Annotated in this window: 15 protein-coding genes and 1 riboswitch; all 15 genes read left to right on the top strand. The window is 51.6% G+C overall.

Annotated features, from left to right (window positions below; genetic code table 11):
* Positions 1-22: 22 nt before the first annotated feature.
* Positions 23-156: riboswitch (cobalamin riboswitch) on the top strand.
* A gap of 148 nt (positions 157-304) precedes the next feature.
* The 15 genes from ACRRSX_RS15075 (at position 305) to ACRRSX_RS15005 (ending at position 15,964) form a co-directional block, all read left to right on the top strand.
* Positions 305-451 (top strand): hypothetical protein, encoded by a 147-nt coding sequence (locus tag ACRRSX_RS15075; RefSeq protein WP_432452384.1) that lies wholly within the window; start codon positions 305-307, stop codon positions 449-451.
* Positions 444-2,255, top strand: a complete 1,812-nt coding sequence (locus tag ACRRSX_RS15070) for a cobalt-precorrin-5B (C(1))-methyltransferase (protein WP_432452385.1) — start codon at positions 444-446, stop codon at positions 2,253-2,255. The genes ACRRSX_RS15075 and ACRRSX_RS15070 overlap by 8 nt, the downstream gene beginning before the upstream one ends.
* Positions 2,255-3,505: a precorrin-6y C5,15-methyltransferase (decarboxylating) subunit CbiE gene (gene cbiE / locus ACRRSX_RS15065; protein WP_432452386.1), complete on the top strand. Its 1,251-nt coding sequence runs from the start codon at positions 2,255-2,257 to the stop codon at positions 3,503-3,505. Before ACRRSX_RS15070 ends, cbiE begins: the two co-directional genes overlap by 1 nt.
* Complete coding sequence (gene cobI / locus ACRRSX_RS15060) at positions 3,502-4,293, top strand: precorrin-2 C(20)-methyltransferase (protein WP_432452387.1); 792 nt, start codon at positions 3,502-3,504, stop codon at positions 4,291-4,293. Before cbiE ends, cobI begins: the two co-directional genes overlap by 4 nt.
* Before the next feature lie 6 nt (positions 4,294-4,299).
* Positions 4,300-5,925, top strand: a complete 1,626-nt coding sequence (locus ACRRSX_RS15055; protein ID WP_432452388.1) for a cobalamin biosynthesis protein — start codon at positions 4,300-4,302, stop codon at positions 5,923-5,925.
* A 57-nt stretch (positions 5,926-5,982) separates the two neighbouring features.
* Positions 5,983-6,792 carry a precorrin-3B C(17)-methyltransferase gene (cobJ, locus tag ACRRSX_RS15050; protein WP_432452389.1) on the top strand — a complete coding sequence of 270 codons (810 nt, stop codon included), beginning with the start codon at positions 5,983-5,985 and terminating at the stop codon, positions 6,790-6,792.
* Positions 6,792-7,580, top strand: a complete 789-nt coding sequence (gene cobM / locus ACRRSX_RS15045; protein WP_432452390.1) for a precorrin-4 C(11)-methyltransferase — start codon at positions 6,792-6,794, stop codon at positions 7,578-7,580. The genes cobJ and cobM overlap by 1 nt, the downstream gene beginning before the upstream one ends.
* Entirely contained in the window at positions 7,573-8,940 is a 1,368-nt protein-coding gene (cobA, locus tag ACRRSX_RS15040; protein WP_432452391.1) for a uroporphyrinogen-III C-methyltransferase, read from the top strand. The genes cobM and cobA overlap by 8 nt, the downstream gene beginning before the upstream one ends.
* Positions 8,930-9,886 carry an adenosylcobinamide-phosphate synthase CbiB gene (gene cbiB, locus ACRRSX_RS15035; protein WP_432452392.1) on the top strand — a complete coding sequence of 319 codons (957 nt, stop codon included), beginning with the start codon at positions 8,930-8,932 and terminating at the stop codon, positions 9,884-9,886. The genes cobA and cbiB overlap by 11 nt, the downstream gene beginning before the upstream one ends.
* An 89-nt stretch (positions 9,887-9,975) precedes the next feature.
* Entirely contained in the window at positions 9,976-11,031 is a 1,056-nt protein-coding gene (gene cobD, locus ACRRSX_RS15030) for a threonine-phosphate decarboxylase CobD (RefSeq protein ID WP_432452393.1), read from the top strand.
* Positions 11,015-11,536, top strand: coding sequence for a bifunctional adenosylcobinamide kinase/adenosylcobinamide-phosphate guanylyltransferase (cobU, locus tag ACRRSX_RS15025; RefSeq protein WP_432452394.1), 522 nt, complete (start codon positions 11,015-11,017; stop codon positions 11,534-11,536). The genes cobD and cobU overlap by 17 nt, the downstream gene beginning before the upstream one ends.
* 5 nt (positions 11,537-11,541) lie before the next feature.
* Positions 11,542-12,594, top strand: coding sequence for a hypothetical protein (locus tag ACRRSX_RS15020; RefSeq protein ID WP_432452395.1), 1,053 nt, complete (start codon positions 11,542-11,544; stop codon positions 12,592-12,594).
* Entirely contained in the window at positions 12,578-14,095 is a 1,518-nt protein-coding gene (locus ACRRSX_RS15015; protein WP_432452396.1) for a cobyric acid synthase, read from the top strand. Before ACRRSX_RS15020 ends, ACRRSX_RS15015 begins: the two co-directional genes overlap by 17 nt.
* Positions 14,088-15,386, top strand: a complete 1,299-nt coding sequence (locus ACRRSX_RS15010; RefSeq protein WP_432452397.1) for a cobyrinate a,c-diamide synthase — start codon at positions 14,088-14,090, stop codon at positions 15,384-15,386. The genes ACRRSX_RS15015 and ACRRSX_RS15010 overlap by 8 nt, the downstream gene beginning before the upstream one ends.
* On the top strand, positions 15,383-15,964 hold the full coding sequence (locus ACRRSX_RS15005; RefSeq protein ID WP_432452398.1) for a histidine phosphatase family protein: 582 nt from the start codon (positions 15,383-15,385) through the stop codon (positions 15,962-15,964). The genes ACRRSX_RS15010 and ACRRSX_RS15005 overlap by 4 nt, the downstream gene beginning before the upstream one ends.
* Positions 15,965-15,995 lie beyond the last annotated feature (31 nt).

Raw genomic sequence — 15,995 nt, 5'->3', positions numbered from 1 at the left:
TTGAGGGTTATATGTCTTAACGGATTTTTTAAAAATACTTAGTGCCAGTGTCCTTATTTGGTTAAAAGTGAATTAGGTTCAATTCCTAAGCTGTTCCCGCAACTGTAAGTGATCTCGTGATCACAAGCCAGAACCTGCTAAGTATTCAATGATAAAAGTTGGTGTAAATGTATTTCAAAGATTCTGGGCGGGATTTCTCAGTGAACGATTATTCTCATGAGTTCCTTCCGTGCTGTTTGTTTTTTAAGTGTCCGTCATTTATCGATGACGATTTACTTGGTTGTTAAACGAGGAAGGAATACTTGTGTCTATGCTAAACGCGGTGTTCGCCGTTGTATCGGCTAGTCTTGTCCTAAAAAGCCATCAATATCACACCGACCATTACTTTTGCGGTCGAGACGACCCCTATTTGGCGCTTATTGTTGATCCTGCGGGGGGCTCCCGTGGCTAGATTAAAGCGTTCTGCCAGTAATAAAGAACTGAGAGGTGGATATACCACCGGTGCCTGTGCGGCAGCCGCCGCACGCGCTGCGGTGAGGTGCTTACTCAGTCAACAGCCGGTTTCAGAAATCGAAATCCAGCTCCCGAATCGTGAATTTGTCAGTTTTGCCATTGCCAGTCTCAGTGGTTCTAGTCATGTTACCGCTGGAGTGATTAAGGACGCGGGGGATGATCCCGACTGTACTCATGGTTTAGAAATTCAGTGTACCGCGAGTTTATCGGGTCAACCGGGGATCCAAATCCGGGGCGGCAGCGGCGTTGCAACGGTCACTCTGGAAGGCTTGGAGCTTGCTGTGGGTGAACCGGCAATTAATCCGGTACCCCGGCAAAATATTATCGATATGGCGATGCTGGAATGGCAACCCTCAGCTGCGGCGCAGCAGGGTTCCTTGGGTTTAGAGTTGACGATATCGGTACCGGGCGGTGAACAAGCCGCCAAACAAACCATTAATCAACGTCTCGGTTTGATAGGTGGTATTTCTATTTTAGGCACCCGTGGCACGGTTAAACCCTTTTCAACCTCTGCTTTTGCGGCCTCAGTTCGACAAGCCATTCAGTTAGCGAAAACTCATCAGGCGGCACATGTAATTTTGACCACAGGCAGTCGCTCTGAACAGGCAGCGATGCAGCAATTTCCTGATTTAGCTAGCCTGGCTTTTATCCAAGCGGGGGATTTCATTGGGGTTGGTTTACGGGCGGCAAAACGTTATCGGGTCAAAAAAGTCACCATTGTTGCGATGATTGGCAAAATGGCCAAGTTGGTCTCGGGTCGGATGATGACCCATGTCTCCGGCCATGCGATTGATTTTGAGAGTTTGAGTGAATTGGCCAAGCAATCGGGCTTGGAATTGGCACTGTCTGAGCAGATCGCCAAAGCGAATACCGCAAGGCAAATGCTCGAGTTGATCCGCGACGAGTACCCACAACAATTTCTCAAGCTGCCCTTTTTTCTAAGAATGTGTCAGCAGGCGCAGCAGCATGCCCAACAATATACCGCTCAACAATTGCGCATCGAGCTGATGCTGATTGATTTTGATGGTCGCCCACTGGGGCATACCGAACCGTTTAAAAAATTTAAAGTAGTAAAGGAATCTCGGCCGATGGATAGAATGCAACAGATGACCGCTCGTGGTCATGAAATAGAGAATGACTCGTTCGCGATTATCGATCGCGAAATCGCCCAAATTCATGGCGGACATTCCTTCAGCGACAGTCAGTGGCCAGTGGTGCGGCGTGCCATCCATACCACTGGAGATTTTGAGTTTGCTCAATTGTTTAAGTTTAGCGCTGATGCCATTGTCTCGGGGGTGAATGCGCTCAAACAAGGTTGCCCAATTGTGAGTGATGTATCGATGATTAGCTCGGGGATTAGTGAGCAACGTTTATCGGTTTATCAAAATCAAGTGTATTGCTTTATTAGTGACAAAGGGGTGATTACCAGCGCCAAACAACATGGCGATACCCGTGCCGTCTGGGCGATGCGTAAGGCTCGGGATTTGGGTTTATTGGATGGTGCCATTATCGCCATTGGGAATGCGCCAACGGCACTGTTTGAAGTGCTTGATTTGGTTGAGAAAGGCGAAATAAAGCCTGCGCTGGTGATTGGGATCCCGGTGGGATTTGTGAAGGCGGCGGAATCTAAGCAGGCACTGATCGAGCAAGACCAAGTGCCTTATATTGCCAGTGTGGGCAGTAAAGGCGGCAGCCCGATAGTGGTGTCTGCGGTTCACGCCTTGTTATATCAGTCGGTGTAATGATGATGAATAACATTACGGTAGTCGGGGTGAACGAAGACGGTTGCATTAGCCTTTCCAGTCGCGCAGTAAATGCGATTGCACAGGCCCGGGTGGTGGCGGGGCATCCGCGTCATATGGCATGGTTTCCGCAATTTGACGGGCTATTTCTCGATATGAGCCAGGGTTTTAGTGAATGGTTGAACGAGTTAATTGATGAGAGCGAAGAGGGCGCAGTGGTGATTCTAGCTTCTGGCGACCCCTTATTTTACGGGATTGGTCATGCGCTACTCAAACGAGTGAAGCGCGAAGAATTGGCTTTTATTCCGGCCTTAAGCTCGGTCCAATTGGCCTTTGCCAAGTTGGCACTGCCTTGGTCGCAGGCTCAGTTCATTTCCTGCCATGGCCGAGCTCTGGCAGGCTTGGTGAGTCAAATGCAGCAAGCCAGTTTGTTTGCGATTTTGACCGATGATAAAAATCCCCCTCAGGTGATTGCTCAGCACTTAGCCAAGTTTAATCAAGCGGACTGGCGCTTAAGCGTGTGTGAGCAGTTAGCGGATGTAAATGAACAGATCAGTGAGTTTAGTGTGGCGCAATTAGCCGCCCACCCCGAGCCGTTTTCCCCCTTAAACCTGATTATCGCGCAGCGGCAAAGTGAACAGGTCTGGGGCGGCTATGGCCAGTTTTCTGAAGATAGTTGTTTTAGCAAACGGAGCCCACAACACGGTTTGATTAGTAAACAGCCAGTGCGTCATTTGGCGCTGGCCGCAATGAGAATTCGTCCCGCAGATACGGTCTGGGATATCGGTGCAGGCTCCGGTTCTATCGCTATCGAAGCGGCAAAATTTTGCTGGCAGGGCCAGGTATTTGCGATTGAATCTAATCCCGAGTGTTATGCCGGCATTGAACACAATATACACGCTCATAGCACCGATAATGTTTGTTTGGTGCAAGCAAAAGCACCGCAGGCGCTGCAAGATTTAGCCCCACCCGATGCGATTTTTATTGGTGGTAGTCGTGGGCAAATGCAGTTGATCCTCGACCATTGTTGGCAGGTGCTGAAGCCACAGGGTCGACTACTGATTTCGGCGGTTACCTTGGACACCGTGGCAGAACTTTACCAGTGGGGAAAACAGCAAAATCTGAGGTTTCAGGTGCAGTTGGTGAACGTGGCGCAAACGCAGCCGCTGGCTAACTATCAGCGCTATCAGGCGGAAAATCCTATTCATTTATTTTCGATTAGCAAACCAGTGTCAGGAGACCTATTGTGAATCAAGCAAAACATCATCATTACGGCCAACTCTACGCCGTTGGCGTGGGTACCGGCGACAGTGAGTTACTCACCTTGAAGGCGGTTCGTTTAATCAAACAGGCGGATATCATTGCCATCCCAGAAAAAACCAAGGGTAAGGCTGACTCCTTCGCCTGGCAAATTGTCGGTGGCGCGGTCAGTGAAGACGAACTCCATGGTGAAGCCTGCTTTTTACATTTTCCGATGACCCGTGACCCCTTGCAAAATGTGCCCGCCTGGCAAGCGGCGGCCGAGCAAATTCTTGGGTACTTGCAGCAGGGCAAGTCGGTGGTTTTTGTCACCGAAGGCGACCCATCGGTGTATAGCACCTGGGCCTACATTCAGGAAGAGCTGGCGGAGCTTGCCCCGAGCTTGGAACCGGTGATTGTGCCCGGGATTACCTCGATTACTGCGGTGCCCGCAGCCACCAAAATTCCTTTAGCCGATGGTCAAGAGCGTTTTTGTGTGGTTCCCGCCACCTATGGCATCGAGTGTTTAGCTAGCTTAGTAGAAGAATTCGACACGATTATTCTGATTAAAGCGGGACGAATGATTAGCCAGTTATCAGCCAAGTTAAAACTGCTGGGTTTGGAGGATGCGGCCACCTATGTGTCTCATGCCAGTAGTGAGCAGCAAGAAATCTATCATCGACTCGATGAGGTACCCACCGAGCATCGCTACTTCTCGATGGTACAGATTTCTATTCGTTCGCGCCGTGGCGTATTGCGCCACGCGGATGGCGCTTCGAAACATATTGCGGTGGCCTAAATCCCGATGAAACTAGCCATTTACGCCATTACCTTAAACGGCGCCAAGCAAGCCCGTCGGCTTGCCAAGCACTTACCCTTTGCCGAGCTATTTATCTCCGCGGTGGGTTTAGAGCTGTTTGACGCCACGCCAGAGCGGGTGAACCCCTTGTCGTTTCCCTTGAGCCAAGCGCTCAGTGAACGTTTTGCAGACTATGATGGACATATTTTCATTTGTGCGACCGGCATTGTAAGCCGAGTGATTGCACCCTTGATCCAGGATAAACGCCACGATCCTGCGGTGCTGTGTATTGATGAGCAGGCTAATTTTGTGATCCCGCTGTTATCGGGGCATCGAGGAGGGGCCAATCAACTGGCCGAACGTATCGCTTATGTACTGAAGGCGCAGCCAGTATTAACCACCGCCTCCGATGTGTCTGAAACCCTTGCGGTGGATATGTTGGGTGCGCCCTTTGCTTGGCAGCTCGACCCGACATGCGAGGCCTCAATTACTCGTGTTTCTGCGGCGGTGGTGAATCAGCAGCCAGTGGCAATCGTGCAACAAGCGGGTGATAAACGCTGGTGGACCTTCGAGAAACGGATGCCTGCTCATTTGATTTGTCACAGCAAACTTGACGATTTGTCGGCAGCGGACTTTCACGGGGCAGTGTTAATCAGTGATGACTTAAGCCCTATTGCTGCGGGTTGGCAAGATAAGCTGGTGTTATGGCGGCCAAAGTCGCTGGTCTTGGGGATTGGTTGTGACCGAAACACGCCATTGGCGGTCATTGAGGCCGGGCTTGCGCAGTTTAGCCAACAGTTTCATCTGAGTCTGGATTCGGTGGTGGGATTTGCCAGCATCGACCTCAAAGCCGATGAGTCGGCCTTGCTCGCCTTATCGGCTAAGCGACAGTGGCCGTTTGTGACTTATCCGGCTCCCCAGCTTGATGGTTTAGCTGGGGTGGAAAATCCTTCAACCTATGTGAAAAAAATCACCGGGAGTGATTCGGTCGCCGAAGCTGCGGCATTACGCCAGGCCCACAGTGAGCAGCTACTTGTAAGTAAGTGGGTGTTCACTCAGCAGGGATATAATCTTACCTTAGCCTGTTGCCGCTTGCGCTTTAGTGAACCGCTTAAGCAACAACAACGGAAAAATTGGTTTGGCCAAGCGCGCCATGGCGCAGAGCCTAAACTGAACGCGCATGGTAATCCGGTTGTTGAAGGCTGCCGCTGCAAGCCTGAGCATGTCGACTTAAATCGTCCAATGTTGCATCACCGTCAACATATCTTTTTATGTGAAGGTAGTCGTTGCGCCAAGGCCGGCAGTCAATCTTTAGCCCACGACTTGCGCGCTATTCTGAAGACGATGGGTTTGGCCAGTGGTGAACAGCGGATCAAAATCAGTCGTAGCCATTGCGTTGGTGCTTGTCGACAGCGTGCCACTATGGTGATTTATCAACGCCATGTGGATCCGGCCAGTCAGGCCAATCACGCTTTATGGTTAAAAAATATTGAACAGTTTTCTGAGGCGCAATGGAAAACGCTATTTCAAGCGCTGGCCGAGGATCGGCCTTTGCGGGCGTTATTTTCCGTGGAACATTTTGCCGCCGTTGAAGATATCCTTGAGCGACAATCGGGAGTCGCTGCATGTTAATCAAATATGGGTTCAAAAGACCACTTCAAATGAAGTTGGCAAAGCAGGAGCAAGCTTTTGGCTAAGTTATATTTAGTGGGTTTAGGCCCTGGCAGCTTAGATTTGATGTCGGTGAAGGCCCAGCAGGTGATTCGGTCGGTTGACGTGGTGGTGGGTTACGGCTTGTACATCAAATTGATTCAGCCCTTATTGGGTCAGCAAACCATTGTACGCAGTGGTATGACTAAAGAGTGGCAACGTGCCGATGCCGCGATATCGCAAGTGCAGTTAGGTCACAATGTGGCGATGGTTTGTTCGGGTGACGCGGGGATGTACGCCATGGCGCCGCTGATCCTCGAGTTAGTGAGCACCAACGATCTTAATATTGAGCTGGAAATTGTGCCCGGAATTACCGCCGCCAATGCCTGCGCTTCTTTAGTCGGAGCCCCATTGGGCCACGATAGTTGCACTATTTCCTTATCGGACTTACTCACCCCCTGGCCAGTCATTGTGAAGCGCATTGAAGCGGCGGCACTTGCCGACTTTGCGATTACTTTTTATAACCCACGTTCACGTAAGCGCCAGCAACAGATTGTTGAAGCACAGCAAATTTTGCTGCAACACCGTCACCCCAAAACCCCGGTGGCGATTGTGAATGCGGCTTATCGCCCAGAGCAGTCGGTGCAATTATCGACTTTGGACAAATTTACTGACTTAGAGTTTGCCATGAACGCTGCGGTGATTGTTGGCAATAATAGCAGTTTTCGTTTTAAAGATTGGATCGTAACCCCGCGTGGTTACGACAACAAATATACCTTGCAAGATGGTGAAACCCGAGACGGACAAACGCCCGGGCGGGCACTACAGCAGCGACAAGAGGAACAGTGATGACGGTATTTTTTATTGGTGCGGGGCCCGGTGACCCGGATCTGATTACGGTGAAAGGCGCGAAGTTGGTCGAGACTTGTCCAGTGGTGCTGTATACCGGCAGTTTAGTGCCCAAAGCGGTGATTGAGCGTGCGCGCGTCGACGCTTTAGTTTTGAATTCTGCAGATATGGATCTGGATGCTATCACTCAGGTTTACCTTGAGGCGAAGCAGCAAGGCAAGGATGTGGCCAGAGTGCAAACTGGCGACCTATCGATTTATTCTTCGCTGGCCGAGCAGGTTCGCCGTTTGGATGCGCTGGAGATTGATTGGCAGGTGGTGCCGGGAGTGTCTTCGTTTCAAGCATCCGCCGCTGCGCTCGGTCAGGAACTGACCCTGCCTGAGCAGTGCCAAACCATTATTCTAAGTCGCATGTCGGGGCGCACTCCGGTGCCGGAGAAGGAAAACCTTAAATCTTTGGCGCAGCACGAAGCCACCCTGTGTTTGTTTCTCAGCGCAACTTTGATCCGTAAGGTGGTCCGTGAATTGAGTGAAGTTTATCCCTTGAGCTGGCCAGTGGCGGTGGTTGAAAAGGCCTCACATCCAGAGCAACGGATCATTCGGGGTACGCTGGCCGATATTGCCGACAAGATGCATCAGGCGAAGATCCGTTCCACAGCGATGATCATCGTGAGCAAGGTTTTGGCCATCGATGATTTTGTCGATTCAAAGTTATATGACCCCAGTTTTTCCCACGCCTGCCGTCAGGCAAGCATTGCGCCGTTAAGCGAGGAGGCTTTCGATGAGTAAGGGTAAAGTTTATCTAATTGGTGCGGGTCCCGGCGATCCCGGCCTACTCACCTGTCGCGCCAAACAACTACTCAGTGATTGTGATGTGGTGTGCTACGACAAACTGGTGAGTGCCGCCATATTATCGGTGGTACCTGCGCATGTGCAGCTCTATCAGGTGGGCTATCGTGGCTATCAGGGCTGTCATATTGATTACGGGATGCATCCCGATGTATTGGCTTTCGCCCATTCAGGTAAACGAGTGGCGCGTTTAAAAGCGGGCGACCCTTGTATTTTTGGTCGAATGACCGAAGAATGCCGCGATTTGGAAGCTCATCAGATTGACTACGAGTTAGTGCCCGGCATCACCGCTGCCTTAGGTGCTGCTGCCTATTCTGGCTTTCCTTTAACCAGTGGCGGGATCGCTTCGAGTGTGACCTTTGTGAGTGGTCATAAATCTAGTGATAGCATTGCTTCTTGGGGTGCGCTTGGACAAGACGGCGGCACTCTGGTGTTGTATATGGGGGCTAAACAATTGGCCAAACATGTGCAGAATTTTATTCGTCAGGGACGCTCGCCAGAGACGCCGATCGCGCTGATATTTTCGGCGACTAGTGCCGACCATCACTGTGTTGTGGCGACGCTGGCGAGTATCGCCGATAAAGTCGCAGGCTTACAACAGGCTGGCCCTGCTTTAGTGATTGTTGGAGAAGTGGTTGCCCAAGCCAAGGAATTTGACTGGTGTGCTCGTTTGCCCTTGTTTGGCTCAAGAGTGCTGCTGTGTGGTGACTACCCACAACAGCAGGCGATTTCCGAGCTTGGGGCTGAGGTGATTCAGGTGGATAGTTTACCTTGCGAGTCGAGCATTCATGCTGAAGATTGGCGATTTTTTGCCAATCAAGTGGAGCTGGGATTTGCCGATCTAAGTAGTTTTAAACTGTGGTGGCAGAGCTTAAAACAGCAGCAGCGGGATATTCGTCAATTTAGGATGCCAATGGGGAGTGATGATCCAGCGGTTTGTCGGGCTTTAGAAGCGTTGGGGATTGCCCCTGCAGTACTGTCGGAACATGCATTGATCTTAACGCTGGATGCCTTGGAGCGAGATCCTAACAGTCGTTACCACAATATTGGTCAGCGATTGAGTCAAGCCTTGGCTTATCCATTGCCGTCGGTTGACTGGTTATTGGTGGAAGATAGTGCGATTGCCGCCTCGCTCTATAAACATCATGCCGAGGCCCTGCAAGGAGCCAAGTTGATCGCCTTGAATGAGCGGGTCCGGGATTGGGCTACTCAGCAAGGCCATGTACTTGGTGAAGCCGAAGCGCTGAGCCTGTTTGATTTACCCGAGGCCTTGGTATACGAGGCCGCCGATGTGGCTTGAAGCGCTCCTCGCCGATCGAAGTTTAGCCAGCGCATTGGCCTTACTGCTGGCGCTGGGTTTAGATAAAGCCCTAGGCGAGCCTAGCCGTTGTCATCCTTTGGTCGTGTTTGGCAATTTGGCGCAATACATTGAGCGGCGCTGTCGCGCGATGGTTTGCTTGAGTGAAAAACAACAAGGTGCTTTGGCTTGGAGCTTCGCGGTGCTGCCGCCGGTATTGCTATGCTTTGGCGCTTGTCATTGGCTGTTGGTGCGCTCGCCTTTGGCGTGGTTTGTCGCCAGCAGCCTGATCCTCTATCTAAGTATGGGTGGCCGTAGCTTAAGTGAACATGCCCAACAGATTTATCGGCCTTTACAGCAGGGCGATATGGCGCAGGCGCGGTATCAGTTGGCGCAAATCGTGAGTCGTGATACCGAGCGTATGGATGCCACTGCGATTAGCTCATCGACCATCGAATCGGTGCTGGAAAATGGGAATGATGCGGTGATCGCACCGATGCTTTGGTTTGTGCTCTTGGGCGCACCTGGTGCGTTGTTATTTCGCTTAGCCAATACCTTGGATGCGATGTGGGGCTATAAAACCTCTCAGTATTTAGAGTTTGGTTATGTTAGTGCCAGACTCGATGATCTACTGGCATGGCTGCCCGCACGGCTCACTGCGCTGAGCTATGCGGTTCAGGGCGATTTCAAATTGGCGCTACAGTGCTGGCAACAGCAGGCTCGGCATTGTGCCAGCCCCAATGGAGGCGTCACCATGACCAGCGGAGCTGGCGCTTTGGGGATCAGTATTGGTGGGCCCACCTATTATCATGGCGTGCTGCACCAAAAGCCGCCGATGGGGCATGGGCCTTTATCACCGCCACAGGCAATTCCAAGGGCTATTGCCTTGGTTGAAAGGGGCTGCATTGGCTTAGCGCTGGTGTGGTTGATTTGGCTATTGGCCTGCTGAGCTTTGGGCTTGGCATTGGTTAATTGATGAGTTGATTGAGTTTTTGGTGAACGGAAGTTTGAGGGGATGACTTGATTGAGGAGCAGAGAATGAAGGCAGTCGCGCCACAGCATGGTGGGAATTTGCGTGAGCAGGTGGCTCGTTACGGCGGAGCATTGACCGACTGGCTGGATCTTTCCACTGGGGTGAGCCCTTTTGCCTATCCGGTGGGCAGCCTGCCTGCCGAGGTTTGGCAGCATTTGCCGCAAATCGATGACGGTTTAGAACAGGCCGCTCTTCGTTATTATAATGCGCCGTTTAAACCGCTGGCGGTGGCTGGCTCTCAGGCGGCGATTATGGCCTTACCTAGTATTATTTTGGCGCGTCTCGAGTGTTCCAAGGCCGTGGTGGCGCTGCCTAGAGTTGGCTATAAAGAGCACCAACATGCTTGGCAACAGTGCGGCGGGTGCGAGTTGCTGTTTTATGATGATTTCCCTAGCCCGCAGCTGGTGGCTCGCAGCGATGTACTGGTGGTGATCCATCCCAATAACCCAAGCGGGGAGCGCTATTCGGTGCAGCAACTGCTTGAGTTGCGCCAGCATCTGGCTGCCAGAGGCGGGTATTTACTGGTGGACGAAGCCTTTATGGATTGCACACCGCAGTGCTCGTTATTGCACCCTGAGCTGGATTTATCGCATCTGGTGGTGCTGCGCTCGGTAGGTAAATTTTTTGGTTTAGCAGGGGCACGGGTTGGTTTTGTATTTGCCGAGCTGGCCATGCAGGTAGCGTTGGCGCATCGGCTGGGTCCTTGGACGGTGGCTGGTCCTTGTCGCTGGGTGGTACAACAGGCACTGCTCGATAAACCCTGGCAGCAGCAAACCAAGCGTGCGTTAGGCGTAGCCTCGCAGCGCCTTAATCAATTATTAGCGAAATATTTAAACTGTCGGCTGGCGGGCAGCCAGCTATTTACCAGCGCTTATCTGGTGCAAGCAAGTGACTGGCATAGGCAACTCTGTGAAGCCCAAATTTACACCCGTTTATGTGACGAAGGGGATGCGCTGCGCTTTGGTTTACCCGCCAGTGAGGCTGATTGGACAAAATTAACCAAGGCGTTGCAACAGCTAAGCCACGCCATCAAGGAGACCAGCGATGGCGAATCGGATTGAACTAGTTTTGGGTGGTGCCCGTTCCGGGAAAAGTGCTTACGCCGAGCAACAGGCGCAGCTATCGGGCAAAAGCGTGATTTATCTTGCCACCTCTCAGGTGCGTGATCCCGAGATGGCGCAGCGGGTGGCAATGCATCAACAGCAGCGTCCAGCCCACTGGCAAGTGATTGAAGAGCCAGTTGCATTGTCCGAGGCATTACTCGCCCATAGCCGCGCCGATAATTGCATTTTGGTGGATTGTTTAACCCTGTGGTTGAGCAATTGCCTGTTTGAGTTTGACCAGGTGCAATGGCCCGAGCGTAAGCAAAGTTTACTGACCAGCTTGGCCCAACTTCCCGGACAAGTGATTTTAGTTAGCAACGAAGTGGGTTGTGGCATTGTGCCGATGGGTGAGTCATCGCGTCGTTTTGTAGATCAAGCTGGCTGGCTACATCAAGCGATTGCAGCCCAAGTAAACAAGGTGACGTTGGTCACCGCTGGCCTTCCCATGCATCTCAAAGGATGAATATTATGTGGTTGAATTTTATAACTTTAAACTCGGTTGCTCCGATCCCAAACCTACATCAGATTAGTGACGCGGGCGCAGGTGACGGGCTGATGCAATTGCACCCCTCGCGCGATACCGAGTTGATTGCCTGTGGTCAGGCGAATACCTTACTGGATGGCCAATTTTTGCCTTCTCCGGAATTGGCCAACGGCTCGGTGACTCCGGCGATTTTGGTTCATGGAATATTTCGCGCCCTGCAGGCCAAAGGTTATAAAATTCGACTGCATTGTTATCAATTAGGCCTGGAGCATGAACCTGATTTTAATGGCAGCATGGTTGATCACCTAGTGGTGCATCACTGTGCGCTGGGTGCAGAGCAACAGCTGATGCAACAACAGTTGATTCCTGAGTTGAAACGTCAGGCGGCAGCGGGCGAGCGGCATCTGATCGCCGAGTCGGGAATAGGAGGCACTAGCTTTGCCAGCCTTTGGTTACGACGTTGGTTGGGTCAAGTCTTGAGTTTTGCTGGGAGTACCAAAGATCCGGAAAAGTTGCGAGTAAAAGAACAATTGATTGAATCTCTGCTGAGTCAGACCGCACAACTGCCGCTGGCGGTGGAGCCTTATGTGGCTAGTTTACAATGGTCGGATCCCATTCAGCGAGCCTGTTGTGCACTACTCGACTCGGAGTTAGTTCGTCTCGACTTTGCCGGAGGCGTGATGATGTTTGCACCAGTGATTGCCATGCAACATCAACTTCGTGATAAACAATTGAGCATTGCCACTACGCGCTGGGTGATGGCCTCCGGTGATTCGCAAATTATCGCCGCGGCACTGCCTGCGAATTGTCGTGTATTGACTCCCGAACTACGTTTTGATGGCTCGAAGTTTAAGGCATTGCAAATGTATGAAAGAGGCTACGTGATTGAAGGCTGTGGTTTAGGTGCTTGTTTGGTATTTGCCGAGCAGCAGGCAATTAAGCCACAACAGCTACTCGCCAGCCTCGATCGTGCGGTGACGCCATGGTTGAAACCGCAACAACAGCAACAAGGATCCGCTCATGCAAGCATGCACTAAAGCCCTGATGGTTCAAGGCACTACTTCAGATGCGGGTAAATCGGTGTTGGTGGCCGGTTTGTGTCGCGTACTGGCACGCAGGGGCGTTCAGGTTGCGCCTTTTAAGCCACAGAATATGGCTTTGAATAGTGCGGTTACCATCGACCATGGCGAAATAGGCCGCGCCCAAGCGGTACAGGCTTATGCTTGCGGTATTGAGCCAAGCACCGATATGAATCCGATTTTACTGAAGCCCAATACCGATGTGGGGGCGCAGGTGATTATTCATGGTAAGGCGCATGCGGAGATGGATGCAGTGTCTTATCATGCCTATAAACCTAAGGCGATGAAGTATGTGTTGGAGTCTTTTGCTCGTTTACAGGCGAAATATCAAAGCGTACTCATTGAAGGCGCGGGAAGCCCAGCCGAGATCAACTTGCGTGAGCATGACATTGCCAATATGGGCTTTGCTCAAGCCGCCAATGTGCCGGTGATTATTGTGGCTGATATCGATCGCGGCGGGGTATTTGCGCATTTGTACGGTACTCTTGCATTACTCACCGAGGCGGAACAGGCGCAGGTGGTGGGCTTTGTGATTAATCGCTTTCGCGGTGATAAAGCCTTATTGGAGAGTGGTTTGCAATGGCTGGAGCAGAAAACGGGCAAGCCAGTATTAGGCGTATTGCCTTATTTACATGGTTTGATGCTGGAAGCTGAAGATGCAATTAATGTGAATCAGCTGAAACAGGCGGAACATCCCTTGAAGGTGGTGGTGCCAATTTTACCGCGCATTAGCAATCACACTGACTTTGATCCATTGCGCTTACACCCCAATGTGGATCTGGTGTTTGTCGCTAAACATCAACCATTGCCAGCTGCGGATTTAATTATCTTGCCCGGTTCAAAGAGTGTTCGCAGTGATTTGGCATTTTTACGCGACCAAGGCTGGGATAAGCAAATCGAGCGGCATTTGCGGTTTGGCGGTAAGTTGATGGGAATTTGTGGTGGTTTGCAGATGTTGGGGGAAGTGATTGCGGATCCACTCGGTATCGAGGGCGTTGCGGGTGAAAGCGAAGGTTTGGGATATTTGCCTTTACAAACTGAATTGCAGAACAACAAGCAGCTGCGGCGTAGCAAGGGTATTCTGACGATGCCAGGGGCCGAATCCGTAGCAGTATTTGGATATGAAATCCATGCTGGCCGCACCTCGGGGATTGGTCCTCAGGCACCGCTGAGTTTAGACTCTGGCCCCGACGGTGCATTTGGAATGGAGCAACAGGTGTTTGCAACTTATTTACATGGCATCTTTGAATCCAGCGAAGCCTGTGCCGCCATTTTACGCTGGGCTGGTTTAAGCGATGCCAAGGGGCTGGATTTTGAGGCGCTGCGCGAGCAGGGCATTAACCGGGTGGCTGATGCCATAGAACAACATCTCGATTTACAAAAGCTGTGGCCAGAGTTTGATTTTTCATCTCCAGCCGCTCCCAGCGTTCCACAAGCCACTGGAGTCAACATTGCCTAAGCAACAACACCTATGTCCGGCCTTAGTGGTCGCCGCGCCTAGTTCGGGCAGTGGTAAAACCACGGTGGTTGCGGCCATCGCCCGGTATTTTACTAACTTGGGTAAAACCGTACGAGTATTTAAAACTGGCCCCGATTTTATCGATCCTAACTTTCTGGCCTTTGCCAGCGGGCAGCCAGTGTATCAATTGGATTTTTGGATGTGCGGTGAAGCCCACTGTAAAGCTCTGGTGGCCGAGGCTGCGCAACAGGCCGATTTGATCCTGATTGAAGGGGTGATGGGCATGTTTGATGGCCAATGTTCTAGCGCCGATATTGCAGCGGTGTTGGGGATCCCGGTACTGGCGGTAATCGACGCCGCCGCCATGGCACAAACCTTTGCGGCGATCGCCTTTGGTCTGAGTCATTATCGTCAGGATGTTGCAATGTATGGCGTGTTTGCCAACCGGGTTGGTTCTGCGGGTCATGCACAAATGCTTAAAGATGCCTTGGCCGATTCATTGGCATTTTGTGGTTATCTGCAAAAAAATTCAGGCCTTACCTTGCCAGAGCGTCATTTAGGTTTAGTGCAAGCCGAAGAGTTGGCCGATCTCGATCAACGATTGGATTTGGCCGCCGCGATGCTCTCCGAAACCGCCAAGCTCAAGTTGCCTCCCCCAGTCGCCTTACAGGTCCCCCAGGCAGAACCTCTGCCCCTCTTATTGGTCAACTGCACCATCGCGATTGCTCGCGATAAGGCTTTTAGTTTCATCTATCAGGCGAATTTAGATGTATTGCAGCAACTGGGCGCTCACTTAGTATTTTTCTCGCCCATTGCAGGTGATGAACTCCCACTCTGCGATGCGCTGTATTTGCCCGGCGGTTATCCTGAGTTGCACTTGCAAGCGTTGCAGGATAACCAAGTATTGATGCAGCAGATCAGACTGCATGCCCAGAGCAAGCCGATTTTGGCAGAATGCGGCGGTATGCTTTATCTCAATCGAAGTCTAAGTGATGTCGATGGGGTGAGCGCCGAGCTCTGTGGGGTGCTGGATGCCACGGCGCAAATGCAGGATAGGCTCTGCGCCTTGGGTCTGGTGGAAGCTGATTTTTCCGGTCAAAAACTGCGCGGTCACAGTTTTCATTATTCTAAAACCCAGTCGCAGCAGTGGGTATTATGCACGCCGATTGCCCAATCGGGCCGCGAGATGGATCCGGTGTGGCAGCAAGAAAAGTTGATAGCCTCTTATATTCATTGGTACTTTCCCTATAATCCTCGGTTAGTTGCCAGTATCTTTAAGGGGGAGTTGTGAGCCTTATATTGATCCGCCACGGTCAAACGCAGTGGAATGCGCAGCGGCGCATCCAAGGCTGGCTGGATAGCCCCTTAACCGAGCAAGCGCTGCAGCAATTGATTACGCTGCCTTTGCCCGCTTGTCATCTGCCGCTGTTGTTTTGCAGCGATTTAGCTCGCGCTTATCACAGCGCTCAGCTATTGGGAAAGCGTTTAGGCTTGAAACCAAGCGTTGATGTGCGGCTTCGCGAACGCTGTTTTGGTGAACTACAGAGTGAGGTGATCGATCAAAATCAGCACTTAAGTGAGCAGTGGCGAGTCTACCAGCAACGTTATCAACGACAAATGCAGGGTGTGGCCGGGCTCGAGTCGGAAGCTGATTTTGCGGCGAGAATTCATTCTTTCTTAATCTCTCTGGCCCCTTTCGCTGAGCAACACGACATTATCATCGTCGGTCACGGCGAGTGGTTACGTGCCTTGAGCAATATTCTGCGCGGGCAATGCTCCTGGGCAGAAGGTCAAGGCATTGGTAGCAATGGGAAAGTCCAAAGGCTGGACTTTCCAATACAGCACTCGGGACTGCAATGCAGTGCTTGAATGGAGCGATTGGCGCATTTACCTATAACAT

It is taken from the genome of Agarivorans sp. QJM3NY_30 (assembly GCF_050870855.2).
Lineage (GTDB): Bacteria > Pseudomonadota > Gammaproteobacteria > Enterobacterales > Celerinatantimonadaceae > Agarivorans.
Note: the sequence above shows the minus strand (reverse complement) of the source record. Positions and strands in the feature narration are given on the sequence as shown.